This is a genomic window from Bacillus sp. AY3-1 (assembly GCF_008368785.1).
Lineage (GTDB): Bacteria > Bacillota > Bacilli > Bacillales > Bacillaceae_G > Bacillus_A > Bacillus_A wiedmannii.
In genome coordinates, this window is record NZ_QORZ01000029.1 from 12744 (window position 1) to 32078 (window position 19335).

Annotated in this window: 19 protein-coding genes and 1 riboswitch; of the genes, 9 read left to right on the forward strand and 10 right to left on the reverse strand. The window is 34.7% G+C overall.

The annotated features are described in order from the left end of the window. Positions 1-160 precede the first annotated feature (160 nt). Both DN389_RS28980 and DN389_RS24880 read right to left on the reverse strand, forming a co-directional pair. The gene (locus DN389_RS28980; protein ID WP_000790095.1) at positions 161-289 is read right to left on the reverse strand and encodes a hypothetical protein; all 129 of its coding nucleotides are present in this window, start codon (positions 287-289) and stop codon (positions 161-163) included. 344 nt (positions 290-633) lie between these two features. Then, complete coding sequence (locus DN389_RS24880; protein WP_097857568.1) at positions 634-1785, reverse strand: DUF3994 domain-containing protein; 1152 nt, start codon at positions 1783-1785, stop codon at positions 634-636. Positions 1786-2359: 574 nt separating this feature from the next. Between DN389_RS24880 and DN389_RS24885 the strand changes: the two genes are divergently transcribed. Together DN389_RS24885 and DN389_RS24890 are read left to right on the forward strand one after the other, a co-directional pair. Further along, complete coding sequence (locus DN389_RS24885) at positions 2360-4324, forward strand: S9 family peptidase (RefSeq protein ID WP_098189295.1); 1965 nt, start codon at positions 2360-2362, stop codon at positions 4322-4324. Between the two features lie 151 nt (positions 4325-4475). Beyond that, positions 4476-5042 (forward strand): DUF4256 domain-containing protein, encoded by a 567-nt coding sequence (locus tag DN389_RS24890; RefSeq protein ID WP_046960237.1) that lies wholly within the window; start codon positions 4476-4478, stop codon positions 5040-5042. Between the two features lie 51 nt (positions 5043-5093). On the opposite strand, the gene DN389_RS24895 is transcribed toward DN389_RS24890, so the two are convergent. The 3 genes from DN389_RS24895 to DN389_RS24905 form a co-directional block, all read right to left on the reverse strand. Continuing rightward, on the reverse strand, positions 5094-5600 hold the full coding sequence (locus DN389_RS24895) for a DoxX family membrane protein (RefSeq protein ID WP_000236367.1): 507 nt from the start codon (positions 5598-5600) through the stop codon (positions 5094-5096). A 240-nt stretch (positions 5601-5840) separates the two neighbouring features. Beyond that, complete coding sequence (locus DN389_RS24900) at positions 5841-6758, reverse strand: sigma factor regulator N-terminal domain-containing protein (RefSeq protein WP_046960236.1); 918 nt, start codon at positions 6756-6758, stop codon at positions 5841-5843. Further along, complete coding sequence (locus DN389_RS24905) at positions 6758-7249, reverse strand: RNA polymerase sigma factor (RefSeq protein WP_000514142.1); 492 nt, start codon at positions 7247-7249, stop codon at positions 6758-6760. The genes DN389_RS24900 and DN389_RS24905 overlap by 1 nt, the downstream gene beginning before the upstream one ends. A 386-nt stretch (positions 7250-7635) precedes the next feature. On the opposite strand from DN389_RS24905, the gene DN389_RS24910 reads away from it, so the two are divergent. After that, positions 7636-8412 (forward strand): SDR family oxidoreductase, encoded by a 777-nt coding sequence (locus tag DN389_RS24910; RefSeq protein ID WP_060486385.1) that lies wholly within the window; start codon positions 7636-7638, stop codon positions 8410-8412. 37 nt (positions 8413-8449) lie between these two features. Here the strand turns inward: DN389_RS24910 and DN389_RS24915 are convergent, their stop codons facing one another. From DN389_RS24915 to DN389_RS24930, 4 genes are all read right to left on the reverse strand, one after another. Then, positions 8450-9118, reverse strand: coding sequence for a methionine ABC transporter permease (locus DN389_RS24915; RefSeq protein ID WP_060486386.1), 669 nt, complete (start codon positions 9116-9118; stop codon positions 8450-8452). Continuing rightward, complete coding sequence (locus DN389_RS24920; protein ID WP_060486387.1) at positions 9093-10133, reverse strand: methionine ABC transporter ATP-binding protein; 1041 nt, start codon at positions 10131-10133, stop codon at positions 9093-9095. The genes DN389_RS24915 and DN389_RS24920 overlap by 26 nt, the downstream gene beginning before the upstream one ends. A gap of 12 nt (positions 10134-10145) precedes the next feature. Continuing rightward, positions 10146-10958, reverse strand: a complete 813-nt coding sequence (locus DN389_RS24925; RefSeq protein WP_149237716.1) for a MetQ/NlpA family ABC transporter substrate-binding protein — start codon at positions 10956-10958, stop codon at positions 10146-10148. 85 nt (positions 10959-11043) lie between these two features. After that, positions 11044-11158, reverse strand: a riboswitch (SAM riboswitch). Between the two features lie 80 nt (positions 11159-11238). Beyond that, on the reverse strand, positions 11239-12147 hold the full coding sequence (locus DN389_RS24930) for an NAD(P)-dependent alcohol dehydrogenase (protein WP_149237717.1): 909 nt from the start codon (positions 12145-12147) through the stop codon (positions 11239-11241). A gap of 145 nt (positions 12148-12292) precedes the next feature. Here DN389_RS24930 and DN389_RS24935 point away from each other — a divergent pair, with 145 nt between their 5' ends. From DN389_RS24935 to DN389_RS24960, 6 genes are all read left to right on the forward strand, one after another. Then, positions 12293-13057 (forward strand): hypothetical protein, encoded by a 765-nt coding sequence (locus DN389_RS24935; RefSeq protein ID WP_000720089.1) that lies wholly within the window; start codon positions 12293-12295, stop codon positions 13055-13057. Between the two features lie 111 nt (positions 13058-13168). Further along, positions 13169-14605 carry an FAD-binding oxidoreductase gene (locus DN389_RS24940; RefSeq protein ID WP_098189292.1) on the forward strand — a complete coding sequence of 479 codons (1437 nt, stop codon included), beginning with the start codon at positions 13169-13171 and terminating at the stop codon, positions 14603-14605. After that, positions 14602-15135, forward strand: a complete 534-nt coding sequence (locus DN389_RS24945) for an MFS transporter (RefSeq protein ID WP_048567287.1) — start codon at positions 14602-14604, stop codon at positions 15133-15135. Before DN389_RS24940 ends, DN389_RS24945 begins: the two co-directional genes overlap by 4 nt. 78 nt (positions 15136-15213) lie before the next feature. Then, a complete protein-coding gene (locus DN389_RS24950; RefSeq protein WP_060486390.1) occupies positions 15214-16932 on the forward strand; it encodes a DUF3981 domain-containing protein in 1719 nt (572 codons plus the stop codon). A gap of 127 nt (positions 16933-17059) precedes the next feature. Next, positions 17060-18310, forward strand: a complete 1251-nt coding sequence (locus DN389_RS24955) for a multidrug effflux MFS transporter (protein WP_080377454.1) — start codon at positions 17060-17062, stop codon at positions 18308-18310. Between the two features lie 249 nt (positions 18311-18559). Beyond that, a complete protein-coding gene (locus DN389_RS24960) occupies positions 18560-19063 on the forward strand; it encodes a hypothetical protein (RefSeq protein WP_000756533.1) in 504 nt (167 codons plus the stop codon). An 18-nt stretch (positions 19064-19081) separates the two neighbouring features. Here DN389_RS24960 and DN389_RS24965 read toward each other — a convergent pair whose 3' ends face one another. Next, a complete protein-coding gene (locus DN389_RS24965) occupies positions 19082-19216 on the reverse strand; it encodes a DUF3951 domain-containing protein (protein WP_087984984.1) in 135 nt (44 codons plus the stop codon). Between the last annotated feature and the right edge of the window lie 119 nt (positions 19217-19335).

Sequence of the window (19335 nt, forward strand, 5' to 3'; positions counted from 1 at the left end):
AAGAGTAATTTCTTTTTTTATGATTTAAATGTATTTTAACTTTATTATAAAAGAGCCTAAATCATAGCGTTTATAAAAAAGACGCGATGTTTCAAAGAAAGTTGCGATAAAAAAAGAAATTACTCTTTTTAAACAAAAGAGTAATTTCTTTTTTTATGATTTAAATGTATTTTAACTTTATTATAAAAGAGCCTAAATCATAGCCTGTTTTTATTATGGCTATAGCTGAAATTATGGCTAATGGATATTTAATAAATGGTTTTTTTAAGGATTCCTGTATATTTTTCATATTGTAAACCTCCATTGCGTTTTTAATCTTAGTTTATATATTATCATAAATATTTATATAATGATTAATAGTTATTATGCTTAGCTCTATTAAATATAATGGGAGGAAAGATACTTAAATTTACAGAGAACAAAATGATCAAACTTATTTCAAAATGGATGCTTCTTATTTACTATATAATCTGTGTTTGCGTAATCTTTCTGCTTAAACTTTATTCCAAACCAACAGCTGTATGCGTTTGAAATAAATTTTGATAGTTTATAAAAAAGTCTGATCGTTTATAATAAATTAAAACTAAGAAAAAAACTCTGTAAAAATCATTTTACAGAGTTTTTTTTAGTTATTTATTGTTTTACATAACAAATTGTTACTTGTTCGTCTATGTGGAAAATCTGTAATGCTTTACCATCTAAGTTTTTAACCTCATATGATGAATAAATAGGTCTTTCCAATTTCACTTCTTGACCATTTTGAGTTCCTTTTTCCACCATTAGCGTTAACTGATGGGAAGAAACGTCTGCTTGGTATGTTCCTGTTAAGTAATTATCTTTATTTGGATAAGAACCATTTGCATATGTTTCAAATGTCTTATCTGCTTTTAGGACTAACGTAGTTTTGACTCCGTCTCCGTAATCAATACCCCAATTACCTACAAGCTCTGTACCGTCTTTATAGTTGTTCTGTACATTCTTAAACTTAGCGGAATCCTCGTCTGGTGTATCAATTTTTCCTTTGAATATACCAGTGTTATCTTGGGCACTGTATGTTTTAACTGTATTACCACTAGATAAACTTGGTGAGTTAGAAGAACTAGTACCACTTGTTGTAGAAGTAGTTGTTGAACCACCCTTAGCTTCCGCTTTTAACTTATCAAATACAGGTTTCCAAATGCGTTTTGCTTCATCTAATTTATTGTTTGCTTTATCTATGATTGCATCATCCGTATCTTTAAGTGTTTTAGAGTAATCAAATAACTTCGCTACTTCTATGAAAGACTCTTTTAACTTTTGAACAGCTTTTACAATTTCCTTATGGTCTTCCTTGTATTTTTCTGGTGCATCTATACGCTCTATTTTATTAAATACTTTATCTAAGTCTTTAATACTATCTCGTACCTCTTCATTTGACTTACTTCCCTTTTTATTATCCCTTACAGAAGCATCATAGTAATCTAGACGTCTTAATAAGTCTTCTTCAATGTCTACCATAAGTTGTGGGTAATCCTCAGGTAAAACCATAATCATCTTAACATCTTTACTTTCTTCTTTCGAGTTAGTTGATTTGTCCTTTGTTTCAGATGATTTACCTTCTGACTTAGTTGAACTTATTCCTTCTGTTTTAGTCTCCTTACTTTCTTGTTTACCAGATTCAGCATTTGTTTTTTCTTTGTCTCCAAATAAACTAGTTACACTACAAGCTGACATAGAAACTACTAATCCGGATGCTAGTAAAATTTTACCTGTGCTCTTTTTAAAATTCTTCATATGATTTTTCAATTCTCCCTCTAAAAACATAAAATAGATGCACTTTAGCCCCTTTAACACTAAAAAACATACCCCTTCTATGTTTATTCTAAAATATCTTTCTATGTATAATATTTTACAAGTAATTACAGATATGGTCAAAATTCATTTTAATTTAACGATGTTCATAAAAGAGATGTGATGCTTTATTCCTTCAAGTAAAAGATTCTAAGTGAGTGGTGATCAATCTTTTTTTCAAATAGAGTTTTTGTTGTTGCTGTTAAATAAAGGTTTGTGACTTCATTTTTATTAAACTTTATTCCAAACTAACAATAGTTGTAGCTTTTAAAATAAATTTACGAATTTGTACCTCTTTAGATAGTATTATTATTATCTAAAGGGATTTTTCTGTTGAAAAAGAACATCTAAAATTAGTAAGTGGATAGACCTAAATTGATTAAAGTTTTATTTTATCAAATTTGGAATAGAACTACTTTTATTTATCTGAATTTTTCATTATCATTTTAAGTATGCGTGAACAATTTCCTTTATTACGTACGACAAGAAGAGACGATAGATTCATGGTCATTACAAGGGGGCTTATTATATGGAAGTGAAAGCAAAAACATATTTAAGTATAAAAGAGATTATTTCATTACCGGCCTTATCAAGTACAAACATAAGTGATGATGGCAAAAACGTAGCATTTGTAAAGAAGACAGCTAACTGGGAAGACAATACGTATAGAAATCATGTATGGATATATGAAAAAGATAAAGGGCAGAGTTATCCACTAACAACTGGGGATATAGATAGTACACATCCATTATGGTCTCCAGATTCTAAGAGCATTGCATACCTTAGCCCAGGCGGTGACGGAGCTAATACAAATCAGATCTTTGTTAAGTCAATAGACGGTTGTAGTGAGGTTCAAATTACGGATGAGAAGGAAGGAGTTAATATATTCAAATGGGAACCTACTGGTAAAGGTTTTTATTATATTGCACAGTCAAAAGAATGTGAGGAGATAAAGAAACGTAAGGAACTATATGGAGATTTCCATCATGTAGGTAAGGAACATTGGAATAATTGTTTATACTACATTGAAATAGAAAAAGTGAAACAAAATGATAAACAGGAACGGAAGGTTAGCGGTGTTTATCAACTAACGGACGGTAAGGAATTTTATATACATAACTTTGATATTTCAAATGATGGGAAAAAGGTTGTATGTATGGCTACACCAAGCCTAAACGATTATATGAATGGTGATCTATACATATTAGATGTTGAAGCTGGGGAACTACAAAAGATGAATATAGATAAGTTGTTAGGAGGGAGCGTCTGCTTTTCTCCTGAGGGCGATAAAATATGTTACTCAGCAAGCATAAGAGAGAAGGATTACTATAGAAATCATATACAAGATAATACATTAGAGGTATATGATATGAATACGGGAGAGGTAATTCAACCTTTAACAAATTTTGATAGTACGGTTATGCCATTACAGTGGGCAGCTAAAGGAATTTTAATTAGATGGCAGGATAAAACGAATTACCTTATTGGCTTGCTATGTGAGGATGGCACTGTGGAAATGTTAAGCGAAAAAGTAGATAGCTTTATAATGGATGCCTCTATAACAAGGGATGGAAATCATATAACATATACTAAGGCTATAACAAATGAAACCTTTGAAATCTATTTGGATTATAAAAAAATAACGAATGAAAATAGCTTTTTCGAAGGTAAGCTTAAAAGTAATAGGGAAATCATCTCATGGCAAAGTAGTGATGGTCTTGAAATAGAGGGTGTTCTATCAACTCCAGTAGAGTTTGACGCAAATAAAAAATATCCCTTATTAGTAGTAATCCATGGTGGTCCAGCTTGGGCATCCTTTCCGATATTTTCAGACTGTTTTAATGAGAAATATCCGATTGAACAATTTATCGAAAAAGGCTTTATCGTTTTAGAACCAAACTATAGAGGAAGTTCTGGTTATGGTAATGAATTTTTAAAAGCAAACTATAGAAAACAAGGAATTGCTGATTATGATGATATTATATCTGGAGTGGATGAACTAGTTGAAAAGGGGATGGTAGACAAGGATAGAGTAGGAGTTATGGGATGGAGTAACGGAGGATATATATCAGCTTTCTGTTCTACATTTAGTGATAGATTTAAAGCTATTTCAGTTGGGGGCGGAATCACTAACTGGAGTACCCATTATGTAAATACAGATATCCCTTACTTTATTAGCATGTATTTAGGAAATACTCCATGGAATGATCCGGATATATATAGGAAAACATCACCAATGACATATATTAAATCAGCCTGTACGCCTACCTTAATTCAACATGGGGAAAAGGATGCAAGAATTCCAATTACAAATGCATATGAGGTATATGAAGGGTTAAGAGATATGGAAGTCGATACAGAGTTAATTATATTTAAAGGAATGGCATATAGTCCTAATCAGCCAGGAATGAATGTAGCTATTATGAAGCAGAATTTGATGTGGTTTTCACACTATATTCTTGGGGATAGTACGAAAGATTTTAGTACTATATAATGGATATCCACACAGGGATTTTTCGTTGTGCAATCGTGTCAGATTGTTGAAAAAGAGATACAACAAATTATATAATTTATTGTAAACTGCATGCAAACCAGTATTGAAAAAATGTAAATGATTATAAGGAAACGTAATTCGGAGGACTAATATGACAGAGAATAAAAATGAGTTATCTGTAGAACAACGTGAAGAACTACTAAAAGTATTACAAGCTCGTTTTGAGAAAAACATGAACCGCCATGAAGGCCTTGAATGGGCTAAGATTGAAGCGAAGCTGGCTACTAATACTGAAAAATTGTGGTCAATTCATGAAATGGAAGTAACTGGCGGTGAGCCGGATGTTGTTAGTTATAATGAAGAGAAGGACGAGTATACTTTCTATGATTGTTCAAAGGAGAGTCCTAAAGGCCGCAGAAGTCTTTGTTATGATCTTGAAGCGTTAGAATCAAGAAAAAAACATAAACCAGAAAATAACGTTATTGATGTTGCAAATGCTATGGGCATTGAACTATTAACGGAAGAACAATATCGGGAATTGCAACAACTTGGGGATTTTGACATGAAATCATCAAGTTGGGTACAAACACCTTCAGATATTCGAGAACTCGGTGGTGCTCTATTTTGCGATTATCGCTTCGGACATGTTTTCGTGTATCACAATGGAGCAGACTCTTATTATGCTGCCAGAGGTTTTCGTGGTTTGTTAAAGATTTAAGTTTTATACAAATAAAAAGAGCCTGTATTAAGGCTCTTTTATGAACTATTACTATGCAGTTTTACTTAATTTATATGTTCCGTGGTTGTTTTTACGGAACAGTTTAGGGAAAACATAGCCATCTAATCCAATACGTCCAGCGTTCTGCCCTGCAACTAAAATGAACATAGTTAAAATAAGCAGGTTTGGGTTTACACTAACAGTTCCGCTTAATAAAAATGAAAGATTCATTATGATTCCGAAAAATGCAGCTGTTTTTGTTAATCCACCTAAAATCAAACCTAGACCTACTAAAATTTCTCCCCATTGAACTAAAAAGCTAAATAGGTCTGCGTTTGGAAGGACAAAATGTTGAAGGAAATCTGCCCACCAACTTTGTACTGCAGGGTGGTCACCTGATGCTTGAGCAATAGCACCCTTTAGAAAACCACTTGCGTCAAAAGATTGTCCGAAGACTTTGCCTATCCCAGCAGCGAGCCATGTATATCCTATATAAAGCCGTAAAAGTAATAATATGAAAGTAGCACGTTTATCAGTTCTTAAAAAATTGATAACCATTGAAATCCCTCCAATATTGTATTTACACGTTTATTATATATCCATTGTGAAAAAATTCACAATGGATATAATGTGAACAAATTTATGATTTTTTATTTATAAAATTGCACATACAATATTGTGAAGTTTATTTTTGAAAATTAAGCAATAAATCAAGGATAGGAGCTATCTATTGTAATGGATAGCTCCCGTAGTAAACAGGTTCATGTATGCTCTTTAAGTTCATATGGGCATTCCGTATTATTTCTCTGGCTTTATATAAGGAACAACTTGTGCAGTCACCCCTACAGAAGCACCGCGAATAAAGTCTTGGTTTTCTAACGCCTTAAAGTTTTCCGTTCTCCCAGTTAGCATAACACCTAAAATTTTCACTTGATCGAATGGTTTGTCCTTGTTTGATTTTAAAAACTTTTGGATATCTTCGTCATATCCATCGTCATCGAATTGTTTAAGTGAATCAAAGAACCTTTTGTATGCTTCTTCAGGGGATTTTTCTGGATTAAATCCGTAAACTGGCATACCGGAAGGACCTCTGCTTTCATCTTTAATAGGTGAGACCATATATAGCCATACGATATTTAAGTTATCTGGTAGTTTCTTTTGAATTTCTTTTAATGTATAAGCTTTATCGAAAGAGATAGCAACTTCTGCTACATAGTTATCCATTGTTGAAACTGCACTTAATTCATTTTTGACGCCATCATGATATTTCTTGATGGCTGGATTATAAAATGTAGCAACTTTATTTTTCGTTTGTTTATCATAATTGTAAGACTCGGTACTAGAACTAGACCAATAAGAACCTGGTATTAACTCGTTGTAATCGATGTTAGAACGAAACCAGTCGTAAGAGCTTGTCAGTGTATTCCATCGCACTAAGTAACCGTTAATGTTTTTAGAACGATTAGATACGATATTGCCACCAAACATAGAGGAATTACTCGTAACTTGAGAATCAATATGGACATTGGGCTCTGCAATTGCATTATGTAAAAAGAGTCGTTCGTGAAGCTTTGTAGAGCTTTTCGCTGCAAAGTAATTGCCAACTTTATAAATGATAGGGATAAGCACCATGACAACGATAATAGAGGTAATGATGATTTTAAGTAACTGTTTTCTTTTAGCCTTTTTTAATGCATCTTTTAAAGAAGTATCCATTAAGGTGTTCCTCCTATTTTTGAGTGAATTGCTTTACGTGCACGCTGTAACTTTTGTTTGACGCTGTTTACTTGAATATCTAGTATTAGAGCGATTTCTTCGTATGTAAAATCGTAGTAATATTTTAAAAAGAAGGCTTCTTTGTATTCTAGTTTTATATCTTTTAATAAATAGAAAATCTCATCTTTATTTAAAACTGCATCCAATTCTCGGTCTGTATATTGAAGTTTTGAATAAATTTCTTCAGTTAAGTAGATATTTTGCTGTTCTTTTCTTCGTTTTAAATCAATGTATTCATTTAATGCGACTCTAAAAAACCACGGACGAATGTTACTCTCGGTTAAGTCATCTAGCAATGTGTATACTTTATAGAAAGTATTTTGGATGATGTCTTCTGCATCTTCCTTTATAGCTCCTTTCGCTAATAGTAGTTTGAACACTTCCTCTCCTAAATTGATAAGATAGGAGGTCAATATATTTTCTTTTCCCATCATTTTTCCTCCCTACACTTATACAACGAACAGGTAATGGTAAATGTATACACTTAAACTTAAATTAGTTATTAACTATGGTTTATAGTACATGATACTTTATAAATAGGAGTGGTTATTTTATTTTTGAAATATTAAATCTTTAATGCTAAAATAAAATTTGGAGATATATGGAGAGGGGATAAAGACTCGATATGTGGATGAACTTGTGATGATTCGAAATTTAGATAGATAAATTTTTCTCTCATAAGTGAGGGCTTATTTAGCTGTCTATAAATCATTCAAGGACTGCATATTTGGCTTGTACATCCCTTTTGTAAGGCTAATGCGTAGGGAAATTCATATCTCTTATATAAAATATGCGTCCTTTAAAATTGGAGGAGTATATGATGAATCAATTAAAAAATAAAATAGCAGTTGTTACAGGTGTAAGTCGTCTAGATGGTATAGGCGCAGCAATTTGTAAAGAATTAGCTGAAGCAGGATACGATATATTTTTTACGTATTGGATAGCCTACGATAAAGAGATGCCTTGGGGCGTTGATCAAAGTGAACAAATACAATTAAAAGAAGAGTTACTAAAAAGCGGTGTTAAAGTATCGAGTATGGAGTTAGATTTAACTCAGAATGGTGCACCGAAAGAGCTTATACATAAAGTTACTGAACAACTGGGCTACCCTCATATATTAATTAATAATGCAGCGTATTCCACAAATAATGACTTCTCTAATTTGACTGCTGAAGAATTAGATAAGCACTACATGGTAAATGTTCGTGCGACTACGTTGTTAAGTAGTCAATTTGCCCAAGGGTTTGATAAGAAATCTGGTGGTAGAATTGTGAATATGACATCGGGACAATTTAAAGGACCTATGGCAGGAGAACTAGCATATGCAACAACGAAGGGAGCTATTGATGCTCTTACTAGTACGTTGTCAGCTGAGGTAGCTCATTTAGGAATAACAGTGAATGCAATTAACCCAGGTCCAACTAGTACAGGATGGATGACTGAAGAGATAAAGCAAGGATTAAAGCCGATGTTTCCTTTTGGTAGAATTGGTGAGCCAAAGGATGCAGCAAGACTCATTACATTTTTAGTAAGTGAAGAAGCAGAATGGATTACGGGACAAGTTATTCATTCTGAAGGTGGATTTAAAAGATAAAAAGAAGGTATCTCACCCTGGTGAGATACCTTCTTTTTTAATCTTTCTTCAATCTTCGTGCAACACCATTCCCTAAAGATTGTAGCCCTTGAACGAGGATAATTAAAATAAAGACAGTTGCATACATTACTTCAGGTTCGTAGCGTAAATGTCCGAATCGATATGCTAAATCACCAAGACCGCCAGCACCTACAAGTCCAGCCATTGCTGTTGCACCGATTAAACCAATCGTTGCAATTGTTAATCCAAGTATAAGGGAGGGACGAGCTTCTTTCACCATAACGTGCCAAATGATTTTTATAGTAGAAATGCCCATCGCTTGGTAAGCTTCAATAACACCACGATCTACTTCTAATAAAGCTGTCTCCATTAATCGTGCAATATAAGGAGCTGTGAATACGACAAGTGGTACGATAACTCCTTGCACGCCAATGGATGTTCCCATTAGAAACTTTGTAAAAGGTAAAATGAAGAATAATAGAATGATAAATGGAAGAGAGCGAATTATATTAATAATTGTATTAAGGATTGGATAAATGATTTTATTTTCGTGCTGTCCACCAGGTCTCGTTAAAACAAGTGTAACGCCAAGTGGTAATGCAATAAGGATAGAGATGAATAGTGAAATAGATGTCATTTGAAATGTTTGAATGGTTGCTTCCCATATGACTTTACCCCATTCATCCAAAAAGGATCTGTTTCCCATAGTCTGTTCTACCTCCTTCTACGATGATCCCTTGCTCTTGTAAAAATGATAAAGCGCGGTCTACTTCATTTTTTTCACCCTGCATATGAATGACTAGTTTCCCATATGCTTCATGTTTTAACTGTGTAATATTACCGGATAAAATATTCGGATACACTTGGAAACGTTTTGTAGCAACAGCTAATGCTGGCTCTCCTGAAGCATTCCCTATAAAGGAGAGAGTTACAATTTCACCGGTAGTTTGTAGTTCTTTTTGTACCTCTCCTGGAATTTTAGCTGCAAAGGCGCTGTTTACAAATTTTTTCGTTGTTGTATGCTGTGGGTTTGTGAAGATATCCTTCACAGTCCCGCTTTCGACTACTGCTCCATGTTCCATAACAGCAACTCGGTCACATATACGCTGGATGACATTCATTTCATGTGTAATTAATAAAATTGTAATCCCGATTTCTTCATTAATCTTTAGTAATAGGTCGAGAATAGAATCCGTTGTTTCTGGGTCTAAAGCGCTCGTTGCTTCGTCGCTTAATAACACTTCCGGTTCATGTGATAGTGCACGTGCAATGGCAACACGCTGCTTCTGGCCGCCAGAAAGTTCGCTCGGATATGCATCTTTTCGATTAAAAAGATCGACAATACGTAAATACTTTTCTACCCTTTTTTCAATTTCATTTTTGGGAAGACCAGATAGACGTAAAGGTAATGCGATATTTTCATAAACTGTCACAGTTTTAAGTAAGTTGAATCCTTGAAAAATCATTCCGATTTTTTGTCTCGATTTTGCTAGTTCTTTTGCTGATAAAGTTGTTAAGTTTTGGCCGTTTACAATGATAGTTCCTGTCGTTGGTTTTTCTAATAAATTTACACATCGAATTAATGTACTTTTACCAGCGCCACTATATCCAATGATTCCAAATACTTCGCCCTTTTTTACTTGAAGGGAAGTAGGTTTAAGAGCTTCTACGTTCCCTTTTTTTGTTGTAAATACTTTGGATACATTTTTTAATTCAATCATTATCGTCAGCTCCTACCAAGATGGTAAAACTGAACCATCAAATTTTTTCTCGATAAATTCTTTTACTTCTTTAGATTGATACGCTTTCTTTAATTTATTTACAACAGCATCATCTTTATTTTCAGTACGAACAACGACCCAGTTTACATATGGTGAATCTTTTCCTTCACGGAAAATAGAATCTTTCGCAGGGCTTAATTTTGCACCTAATGCAAAGTTTGTATTAATTGCAGCTGCTTTCACTTCACCTAGCTGTGTTGGTAATTGAGATGCCTCTAATTCAACAATCTTTAAATTTTTCGGGTTTTCAATTACATCTTTTGCAGTCGCTTTTTCTGTAGCCTTCGGATCCACTTTTAAAACACCTGCTTTTTCAAATAGCTTTAAAGCTCGAAGTTCATTCGTTGGGTCATTTGGTACAGCGATTGCGTCGCCCTCTTTTAAATCTTTTACATCTTTTATGTTTTTAGAATATACGCCCATAGGGAATGTTACTGTTGAAAATACTTCCGTTAATTTCATATTACGTTCAGCTTTAAATACGTCTAAATAAGATTTCGTTTGATAGCTATTTACATCAAGACTTTTTTCATCTAGGGATACGTTTGGTGCTACATAATCATTAAATACTTTTACATCAATTTCGAGATCGTCTTTCGCTGCCACTTCTTTTACCTTTTCAAAAATTTGTTCATGCGGTCCACCCGTTACACCGACAGTAATCTTTTTCTCATCTAATGCTTTTACCTCTTTATCAGAATTAGCACCACATGCACCTAACAATAATACCGCTCCACTTACAATGCTCAATAATACTTTTTTCATCTATAGTTCCCCCTTCATATACGTTCCAAAATAAAAAGCACCTCTCAAAAATAAGAGAGGTGCCGAATAGACGAAATAGGTTCCTCTCTTATCTTCCAAAACGAAAACTCGTTTTGCAGGAATTAGCACCTTAGCTTATACGTCATAAGCTCGGTTGCCGGGCATCATCGGGCCAGTCCCTCCGCCACTCTTGATAAGAGTATGTGTATGTAGTTTTTTAATATGGTACTAATAGTAAATCTTACAAAAAGAATTGTCAATGTTATTTTCTGAATATATTTTATTTTAAGGTAATCGAAACATTACCTTTTTTATGCCCTTTTTCTACATATATATGAGCTTCAGCAATTTCTTCTAATCGGTAAGTTCTATCAATAACAGGCTTTAAATGTTCTGCTTCAGTTAGTTTTTTTAGTAGAATCATATCTTCTTTACTTACTTTTGCCATCATTCCATTCACAGATACATATTTCCCATTAGGTGTTAATGCCTTTTCACAAAGGGATTTTTTATGTTTTCCAACTGCATCAAATATAATATTGTAGCGTTCACCCAGCTTAGTAAAATCTTCTTTCGTATAATCAATTACTTTATCGGCTCCTAAAGATTGCACGAGTTCAAAATTTGAATTACTACAAACAGCCGTAACGATCGCGCCGAAATATTTAGCAAGTTGTACAGCAGCTGTTCCTACTGATCCGGAGGCGCCATATATGAGCACTTGTTGCCCTTTTTTTATACGGCCCTTTCTCAGGAAATGTAATGCTGAAGTTCCGCCAAAAGAAATAACTGCCGCTTCTTCATACGTCACATTGGTAGGTTTTAATGTTATTAATCCACTTTCATGTACGCATGTGTATTCGGCGTAACCACCGAGGTTTAGTTCTGTTAATGCAAAAATTGGATCACCTTTTTTAAATTGAGTTACATCTGTTCCTATTTCTTCGATTTCACCGGATAACTCTACGCCGAGTACAGGTTTTCTCGGTTTTCTGAAACCTAATATGATCCGCATAGGAATCCAAAATAAGAGGGGACTATTAAAACCGCGTATTCTACAATCTCCAGTCGATACACTTGTTGCGTGAATTTTAATTAATACTTCGTTCTTTTTAGGTGTAGGCTTCTCTATATTTTGAAGCTGAAGAACGTTAGGTGGTCCATACTGTGTGCAAATGATCGCCTTCATAATGACCTCCTGAAATGAGTTGTTGTTATTTACATCATATTTAAAACCTTCATTAAACATGTCGCTATATAGCGAATATAGATTAAAAATTATATAGATTTCATAGGAAAGGAGGTGATATTATTTTGAGAAAGGGGGCGACATTATGAAAAAAATTATTTTTGTTTCAAGTTTAGTACTTGCAATCAGTCTAGGGGTAGGGTGTAGTAATGAGAAAACAGCAAAGACGGATGAACCGAAAAAAGAATCAGTTCAAAAAGAAAAGGAATTAGCAGCGAAGGATGTTTTCAAGAAAACGAACGAAGCTTTTAAAAATGAAGAGCATGTAACGATGACATATGGTGTAGGGGTAAAAGCTGAGGGAACAGAGATGGATATATTAAAGGCTAAGATGCAATTGGAGCCAAAGACAAAAAATTCTCGTTCTGAAATGAATATTTCCGGTACAGATGTTGTAGTGTATACTGTGGATGGTAAAGTTGCTGGCGAGGTAAAAAACCCTAATACAGGAGAAGTTATAACCGTACCAGAGGAGCAATTAAACGCTGGTGGAATGAAAGCGACTCAAGATATTATAGATAAGTTAGAAGTACCAGCAGTAGTTTTAGATAAAATGAAGATGGAGAAAAGCGGAGATAAATATAAACTGAAATTTACATTAAAAGGGCAAGAAACAGAAAGTATGTTAACTAGCATGGATGAAACACAGAAGAAAATGTTACAAGCACAAAATGCGAAGATAGAAGAAGTGGATGCAGAATATATCATTACAAAAGATTTTAAATATGAATCAGCAAAGATAGACATGATTATGAGTAGTAACGGCAAGGATAAAGCACACATTATTACGAACGCAAAATATACGTCGTACGAAAAGTTTGACCCAATACAATTGCCGGCAGCAAAGTAACAGTTTTGATGAGGGGGACCTAAAATAAGGTGCCCTCTTTTTTGTATACTTTCTTCATAGGAAAATAGGTACAATATGAAGAGGGAAAACTGTAGAAGAGGAGAGTGTCATTTGAAAAAAAGAAAGATAGCGGTGGTCATTGTGGCTTATACAGTGTTGCTTGCAACATCTGTAAATACATATAAAGAGCAACTAAAGCACCCTATTATGAGCGATGTAGGAAAGTTGCTTCCAACGAAAATTAAACGTGTTGAAAATGCTGAGGATGAACGTTCATTAAAACAGGTAGTGAAAGATGCAAATACTTCCGGAGAGAAAATTTCCATTGCAGGTATGCAACATAGCCAAGGAGGACAGACGTATTATCCGAACGGCACGATGCTTGATATGAAGGGGTATAATAAAATATTAGAATTTGATCCGGAAGAGAAGAGGATTAGGGTGCAAAGCGGTGTCACATGGAATGACATTCAACAGAAAATCAATCCATATGGTCTTGCGGTTCAAGTAATGCAATCTCAAAACATTTTTACTGTGGGTGGTTCATTAAGTGTGAATGTACATGGGCGTGATATTCGTCATGAAGCATTGATTGATACAGTAGAGTCATTCAGATTGTTAATGGCAGATGGTACGGTACGTAATGTAAGTAGAGAAGAAAATGCAGAGCTATTTCCATATGTCATAGGTGGTTACGGGTTATTTGGTGTCATTTTAGATGTGACATTAAAGTTAACTGATGATGAATTATATGAAATGCATACGAGAATGATAGATTATAAAGAATACACATCTTATTTCAAAGATAAAGTGAAAAGAGATGAAAATGTTCGTATGCACTTAGCCCGTATTTCTGTTGCCCCCAATTCATTTTTAAAAGAGATGTATGTGACAGATTATACATTGGCGAAAAATCAAAATATGAGGGAAGAGTACAGTGAATTAAAAGAGGAAACTATTATAGCTGCACCGAAATTTTTACTCGGATTATCCCGTTATAGCGATTGGGGAAAGAATACATTTTGGGATATACAAAGAAGTTATTTTGAGCGTACAGATGGAGCGTATGAGACGCGAAATAATGTTATGAGGTCAGATAGTGCCTTTATGGAATATGAAAATCCGAATAGAACAGAAGTGTTACAAGAATACTTTGTGCCTATAGATTTCTTCACGGAATACATAGATGATTTACGTAACGTATTAAATGAAGAAGAGTTTAATTTGCTCAATATTACGATTCGTTATGTGGAAAAGAATGAAAATGCAGTTTTATCCTATGCGAAAGATGATATGTTTGCGCTAGTTCTGTTAATTAACCAAGGACGCTCAGAGGGTGAAATAAAGAAAACAGAAGATGTCATTCAGAAAATGATTGATGTTACTTTAAAACATAATGGTAGTTATTATTTACCGTACTATTCGTATCCAACGAAGGAGCAGTTAAAGAGGGCATATCCTCGTATAGAAGAATTTCTTCAGAAGAAAAAAGAAGCGGATCCAAAAGAGAGATTTGTGAATTTATTTTATAGGGAGTATACGAAATGACATATAGAAGATTTGTAGCGTCACAAAGCATAATTATGATGGCGGGAAGTATGGTATTTCCTTTTTACATTCTATTGCTTCGGAATGTTGGGAATAGCTTCTCGCAGTTTGGCTGGGCGTATGGCTTATTTGCTTTAACTTCAGCACTTGTATATCCATTAGTAGGAAAGATGTCTGATCGAGTAGGCGATCAAAAATTATTAATTATATATGCTTGGTCCATGGCAATATTAATGCTTTGTTTCCCGATTGCCACGGAAGTCTGGCATGTGTATATTCTTCAAATTGTAATGGGAGTTTTAGGTGCTGTGCAGCGTAATACCGAGAAGACGTCGTTAGCACGAAAGGTTGTGCAAGAAAATGCTGGTTATGAGATTGGAAAATATCATGTGTGGACATCGATTGGAGGAGCAATAGCAATTATTGCAACGGGATATTTAGTAGATTTCTTTACGATTGGCACCATTTTTTATATTGCATCTATCTTATATGTAGTGAGTGGGATTGTATTAAGTAGTAAAAAAATATAATTATCCCCATTTTTACCTGAATACCCTTTATTTGTTATACTAAAAGGGAAAATAAAAGAAAAGGGGACATTGCCTTTGATGAAATTTTTAATTTTAGCTATTCTCACTTTGTTTTTGATTCCATGGACAAGAAGCGGTAGTAAACTTCGAGCAGTGGATAAGAAAGGGGATGAGAAGGTTGTAAAGGGTAAGAAATCATCCATTTTAGTTATTCCTGTATTATTTTGGATAGGTATTGCAATCTATGAATATCTTTGGCTAATCGATGATCGAGCAGATTCGATTCTTACTCATTATGCTGTTGCAGTAGCAGTTTTAATTGGGCTTGTTTTATTTTCACAAAATCAAATAGGGAAATTAGAAGGTACGTTAAAGGGACTTCTAATGTTTGTTTTACTCGCAAGTTACGGCTATTTTGGTTATTTACACGATATAGTAATCACGCAAAAAAAATATGATTCTGTTGTGAAGATCGAGAAAGATATTTCAGAGCCGTTTACTGAAAATGATCAACCGTTTACAGTGCCGCCAAAGACAGCGGAGAATAAAATGAAAAAAGTATTTGGGGATATTCCGAAAGTAGCTTATTTTGAGCTAGGGGAATTAACGCCACAAATGGTAAATGGTGAGGCTTTATATGTAGCACCGATTGAAGTTTCAGGCTTTTTTAAAGCACGTAAAGCTGAGACAATTCCAGGGTACGTAACGATGTCAGGTACGAATCCTGATGCGGAAGCGAAACTGCATCTTGGTTATAAAATGAAATATGTGCCGAGCATGTTCTTCGGGAATAATTTAGAGCGTGTTGTAAGGCAAGCAGAACCAAATCTAATCTTTAAAGGGAAACCTAAATTTGAAGTGGATGATAAAGGGAAACCGTATTATACAATGACGTATGGTGAATTTATTTCAGGAAGATCTGGATTTGAGGTAGAGGGCGTTGTAGTAGTAGATGCACAAACAGGTGAAGTGAAAAGATATGATAAAGGAAAAGCGCCTAAATTTGTTGATGGTGTATTAAATCACGAGACCGCATCTACATTAAATACATACTTCGGTAAATATATTCACGGATTTTGGAATACGAAATTCTCGCAAACGGATATGAAGATTCCGACTGAGTGGGGAACGAAAGAAGGAGTTACACCAATTTTCGGTAAGGATGGAACGTTATATTACTTTACTGATTTCACCTCTCCAAAAAAGGGAGTAGATTCTGCGTTAGGTTACTCGCTTATCGATGCGCGTACAGGTAAGTTGTATTACTATAACGGAAAAGAAGTGAAGGGGATTATGGATGGTTCAGCTGCTTCGGAAGTAGTGGATAATTCCTTTAAGAGAGAGAAATGGCATGGAACGATGCCGGTTATTTATAACGTGTATGGTAAACCTTCTTGGATTGTACCTGTTATTGATGACGGGGGATTAGTACGTGCTCATACAGTTATATATGCTTCTAATGCGAAAATATTTGCAACAGGTTCGACGCAAAAAGAAGCGCTTGAGAATTATAAAAATGCGCTGAGCGGAAGTGGAGATTCATTTAGACCGACTTCAAATGGTAAAGAAGCACAAAAAGAAGGCGTTGTACAACGTGTATATAAAGAAAAATCAGGTGAAAATACAATTGTGTATGTACTGTTAGAGAATGAACAAAAAGTATTTATGATACCGGTGAAGAAATTCCCATATGCTATGTTTACAGAAGTGGGAGATCCAATTCAAATAACATATTTAGATACAGGAGAGGCGATGTCTTCCGTATCTAAATTTACAAATAGCAATTTGAAAAAGTAAAGCGATAGAAATTCTATCGCTTTTTTTTACGGTATGAAACAGGAAAATGCACTATACTTGACGTATGTTTATGTTGTAACTATAATTGTTACGATTTAGTATTTATCGGAAAGGGTGAACGGAAAAAGTGAATGGAGTTAATCACGAAATATATAAACCTGTAAAGACAAATAGGTTATGGATGATTCTTGTATTAGGGACACTTACGGCGATTGGGCCATTATCTATTGATATGTATTTGCCTTCTTTACCAAAATTAACAGATGATTTACAAACAGGCGCATCTCTTGCACAGCTTACATTGACAGCTTGTTTGCTTGGGCTTTCAGTAGGACAATTATTTGTTGGTTCAATTAGTGACATTTACGGAAGGCGCAAACCTCTTATTATCGCTCTTATTATTTATGTTGCTTCTTCTTTACTTTGTGCTATTGCACCATCTATTTGGAGTTTAGTGTTATTGCGCTTCTTACAAGGGGCTTCAGGATCGGCCGGGATTGTTATATCACGTGCAATGGTACGTGACATGTATTCAGGTTCTGAAATGACGAAGTTTTTCTCACTGCTCATGTTAGTAAACGGAGCAGCACCTATTTTGGCACCGATTATTGGGGGACAATTACTACAGTTCACAACATGGCGCGGTGTCTTCATCGTTCTCGGAGCAATTAGTGTATTCATGTTAATATCAGCTACTTTCGTATTACGTGAAACATTACCTCCTGAAGAAAGAGAAACAGGTGGTTTGTCAGGGACATTGGCGACGTATGGAAAACTGTTAAAAGATCGTTTGTTTATGGGATATGCATTATCACAAGGGCTAGTAACGGCGGCGATGTTTGCTTACATTTCAGGCTCACCATTTGTGTTGCAGAACATATACGGAGCATCACCACAGCAATTTAGCTTATTCTTTGCGATTAACGGTATCGGTATTATTATTGCTAGTCAGGTTACGGGCCGTTTAGCAGGGAAAGTGAATGAGAAAACGTTATTCGTTTCCGGTATTATTATTGCGGCCGTTGGTGGTTTATCTTTACTACTGACAATCTTACTAGGAATAGGTTTAATTGGTGTTTTATGCTCGTTATTCCTTGTTGTATCAAGTGTCGGGGTTGTATCAACAACTGGGTTCTCATTAGCGATGAGAAATCAGAAACAAGCTGCAGGAACGGCATCGGCTTTATTAGGTTTATTACAGTTCATTTCAGGAGCACTTGTTGCACCGTTAGTAGGTATTGGTGGAAGCAACACCGCATTACCGATGGGGGTTGTAATAGCTCTTTGTGAAATTGGTGCTGTGTTATGTTATCTATTTATGGCCAGAAGAAGTGAAAAGCAGTTTGAACTGCAACAAAGACAAAATTTAGAGGCTTAATTTATAAAAAAGAGCTGATTCAAATATTTTTGAATCAGCTCTTTTTTCATTTCTTTGAAATAACTCATACAGCTTTGTAAGGTGATGCAAAAGTTATTTGCATAAAGTGACGATACTGTGACAAAAATGTAGGCATGTATATTAAGGTAGCGTCTTAAGTGTAAAAAGTAGGATGTTCTCGGTATAATAACAAGTGGAGATAAAAGAAACTATAATGAGTAGTAGCTGTAGATAAAAGGAGAAGAAGAGATGAAGAAGGTTTTGGGTATTGCTGTAATGGGAAGTATGATCCTTCTAGCAGGATGTAATGGAAATAAAGATACGAAAGAACCGAAAGAAAAGGTAGAGCAATCTACTGAGCAAACAGAAGAGATGAAAGAATACCGTGCAGTACATGAAAAATACGATATGAAAATGAATAAAGAAATTAATAAAGCACTACAGTTATTTGAAGTGGCAAAAGAAAAGGGCGGTAAGGAAATAACGAATGCTACATATAAAGAAGATGTGCAAAAGGTAACGACTAGCATGTTAGAAGATATTGATAATATACGTAAAGAAATTCGTGTTCCAAAGTCGAAAGAGCAAGAACATGAGGTATACGCTGGTTTCTTGAATGAATCGGAACAAGCAATGAAAAAATTACAGAAGTTAGCTAAAGAAGAAGACTCATCATTGATTCGTGATATAGAAATTAACTTTGCAACAGCATCAACATACTATAAACGTTTTCAAGCAGAAACGAAAAAATAACCTTGCGTACGCGCAAGGTTATTTTTTCTTCTTACCATCTCCGTCTTCATCCTCGGATACTAATACATTTTGTTTTTCGTGAAATTCAGAGATTGTTTGTCTGGTAATATTATCGAATGGAGTATAAAAAGAAGTGATACGTTTCTTTTTAATAAAGAGTTTATCCCGCTATTTGCCGGGCAGTAAGACCCCCACCTCAAAATTCAGTGAAAGCAAAGAAGTTAGGTAGGGGATCCACTGCCCCTAAAAGCCCGATTGGTTCAACTAATAAT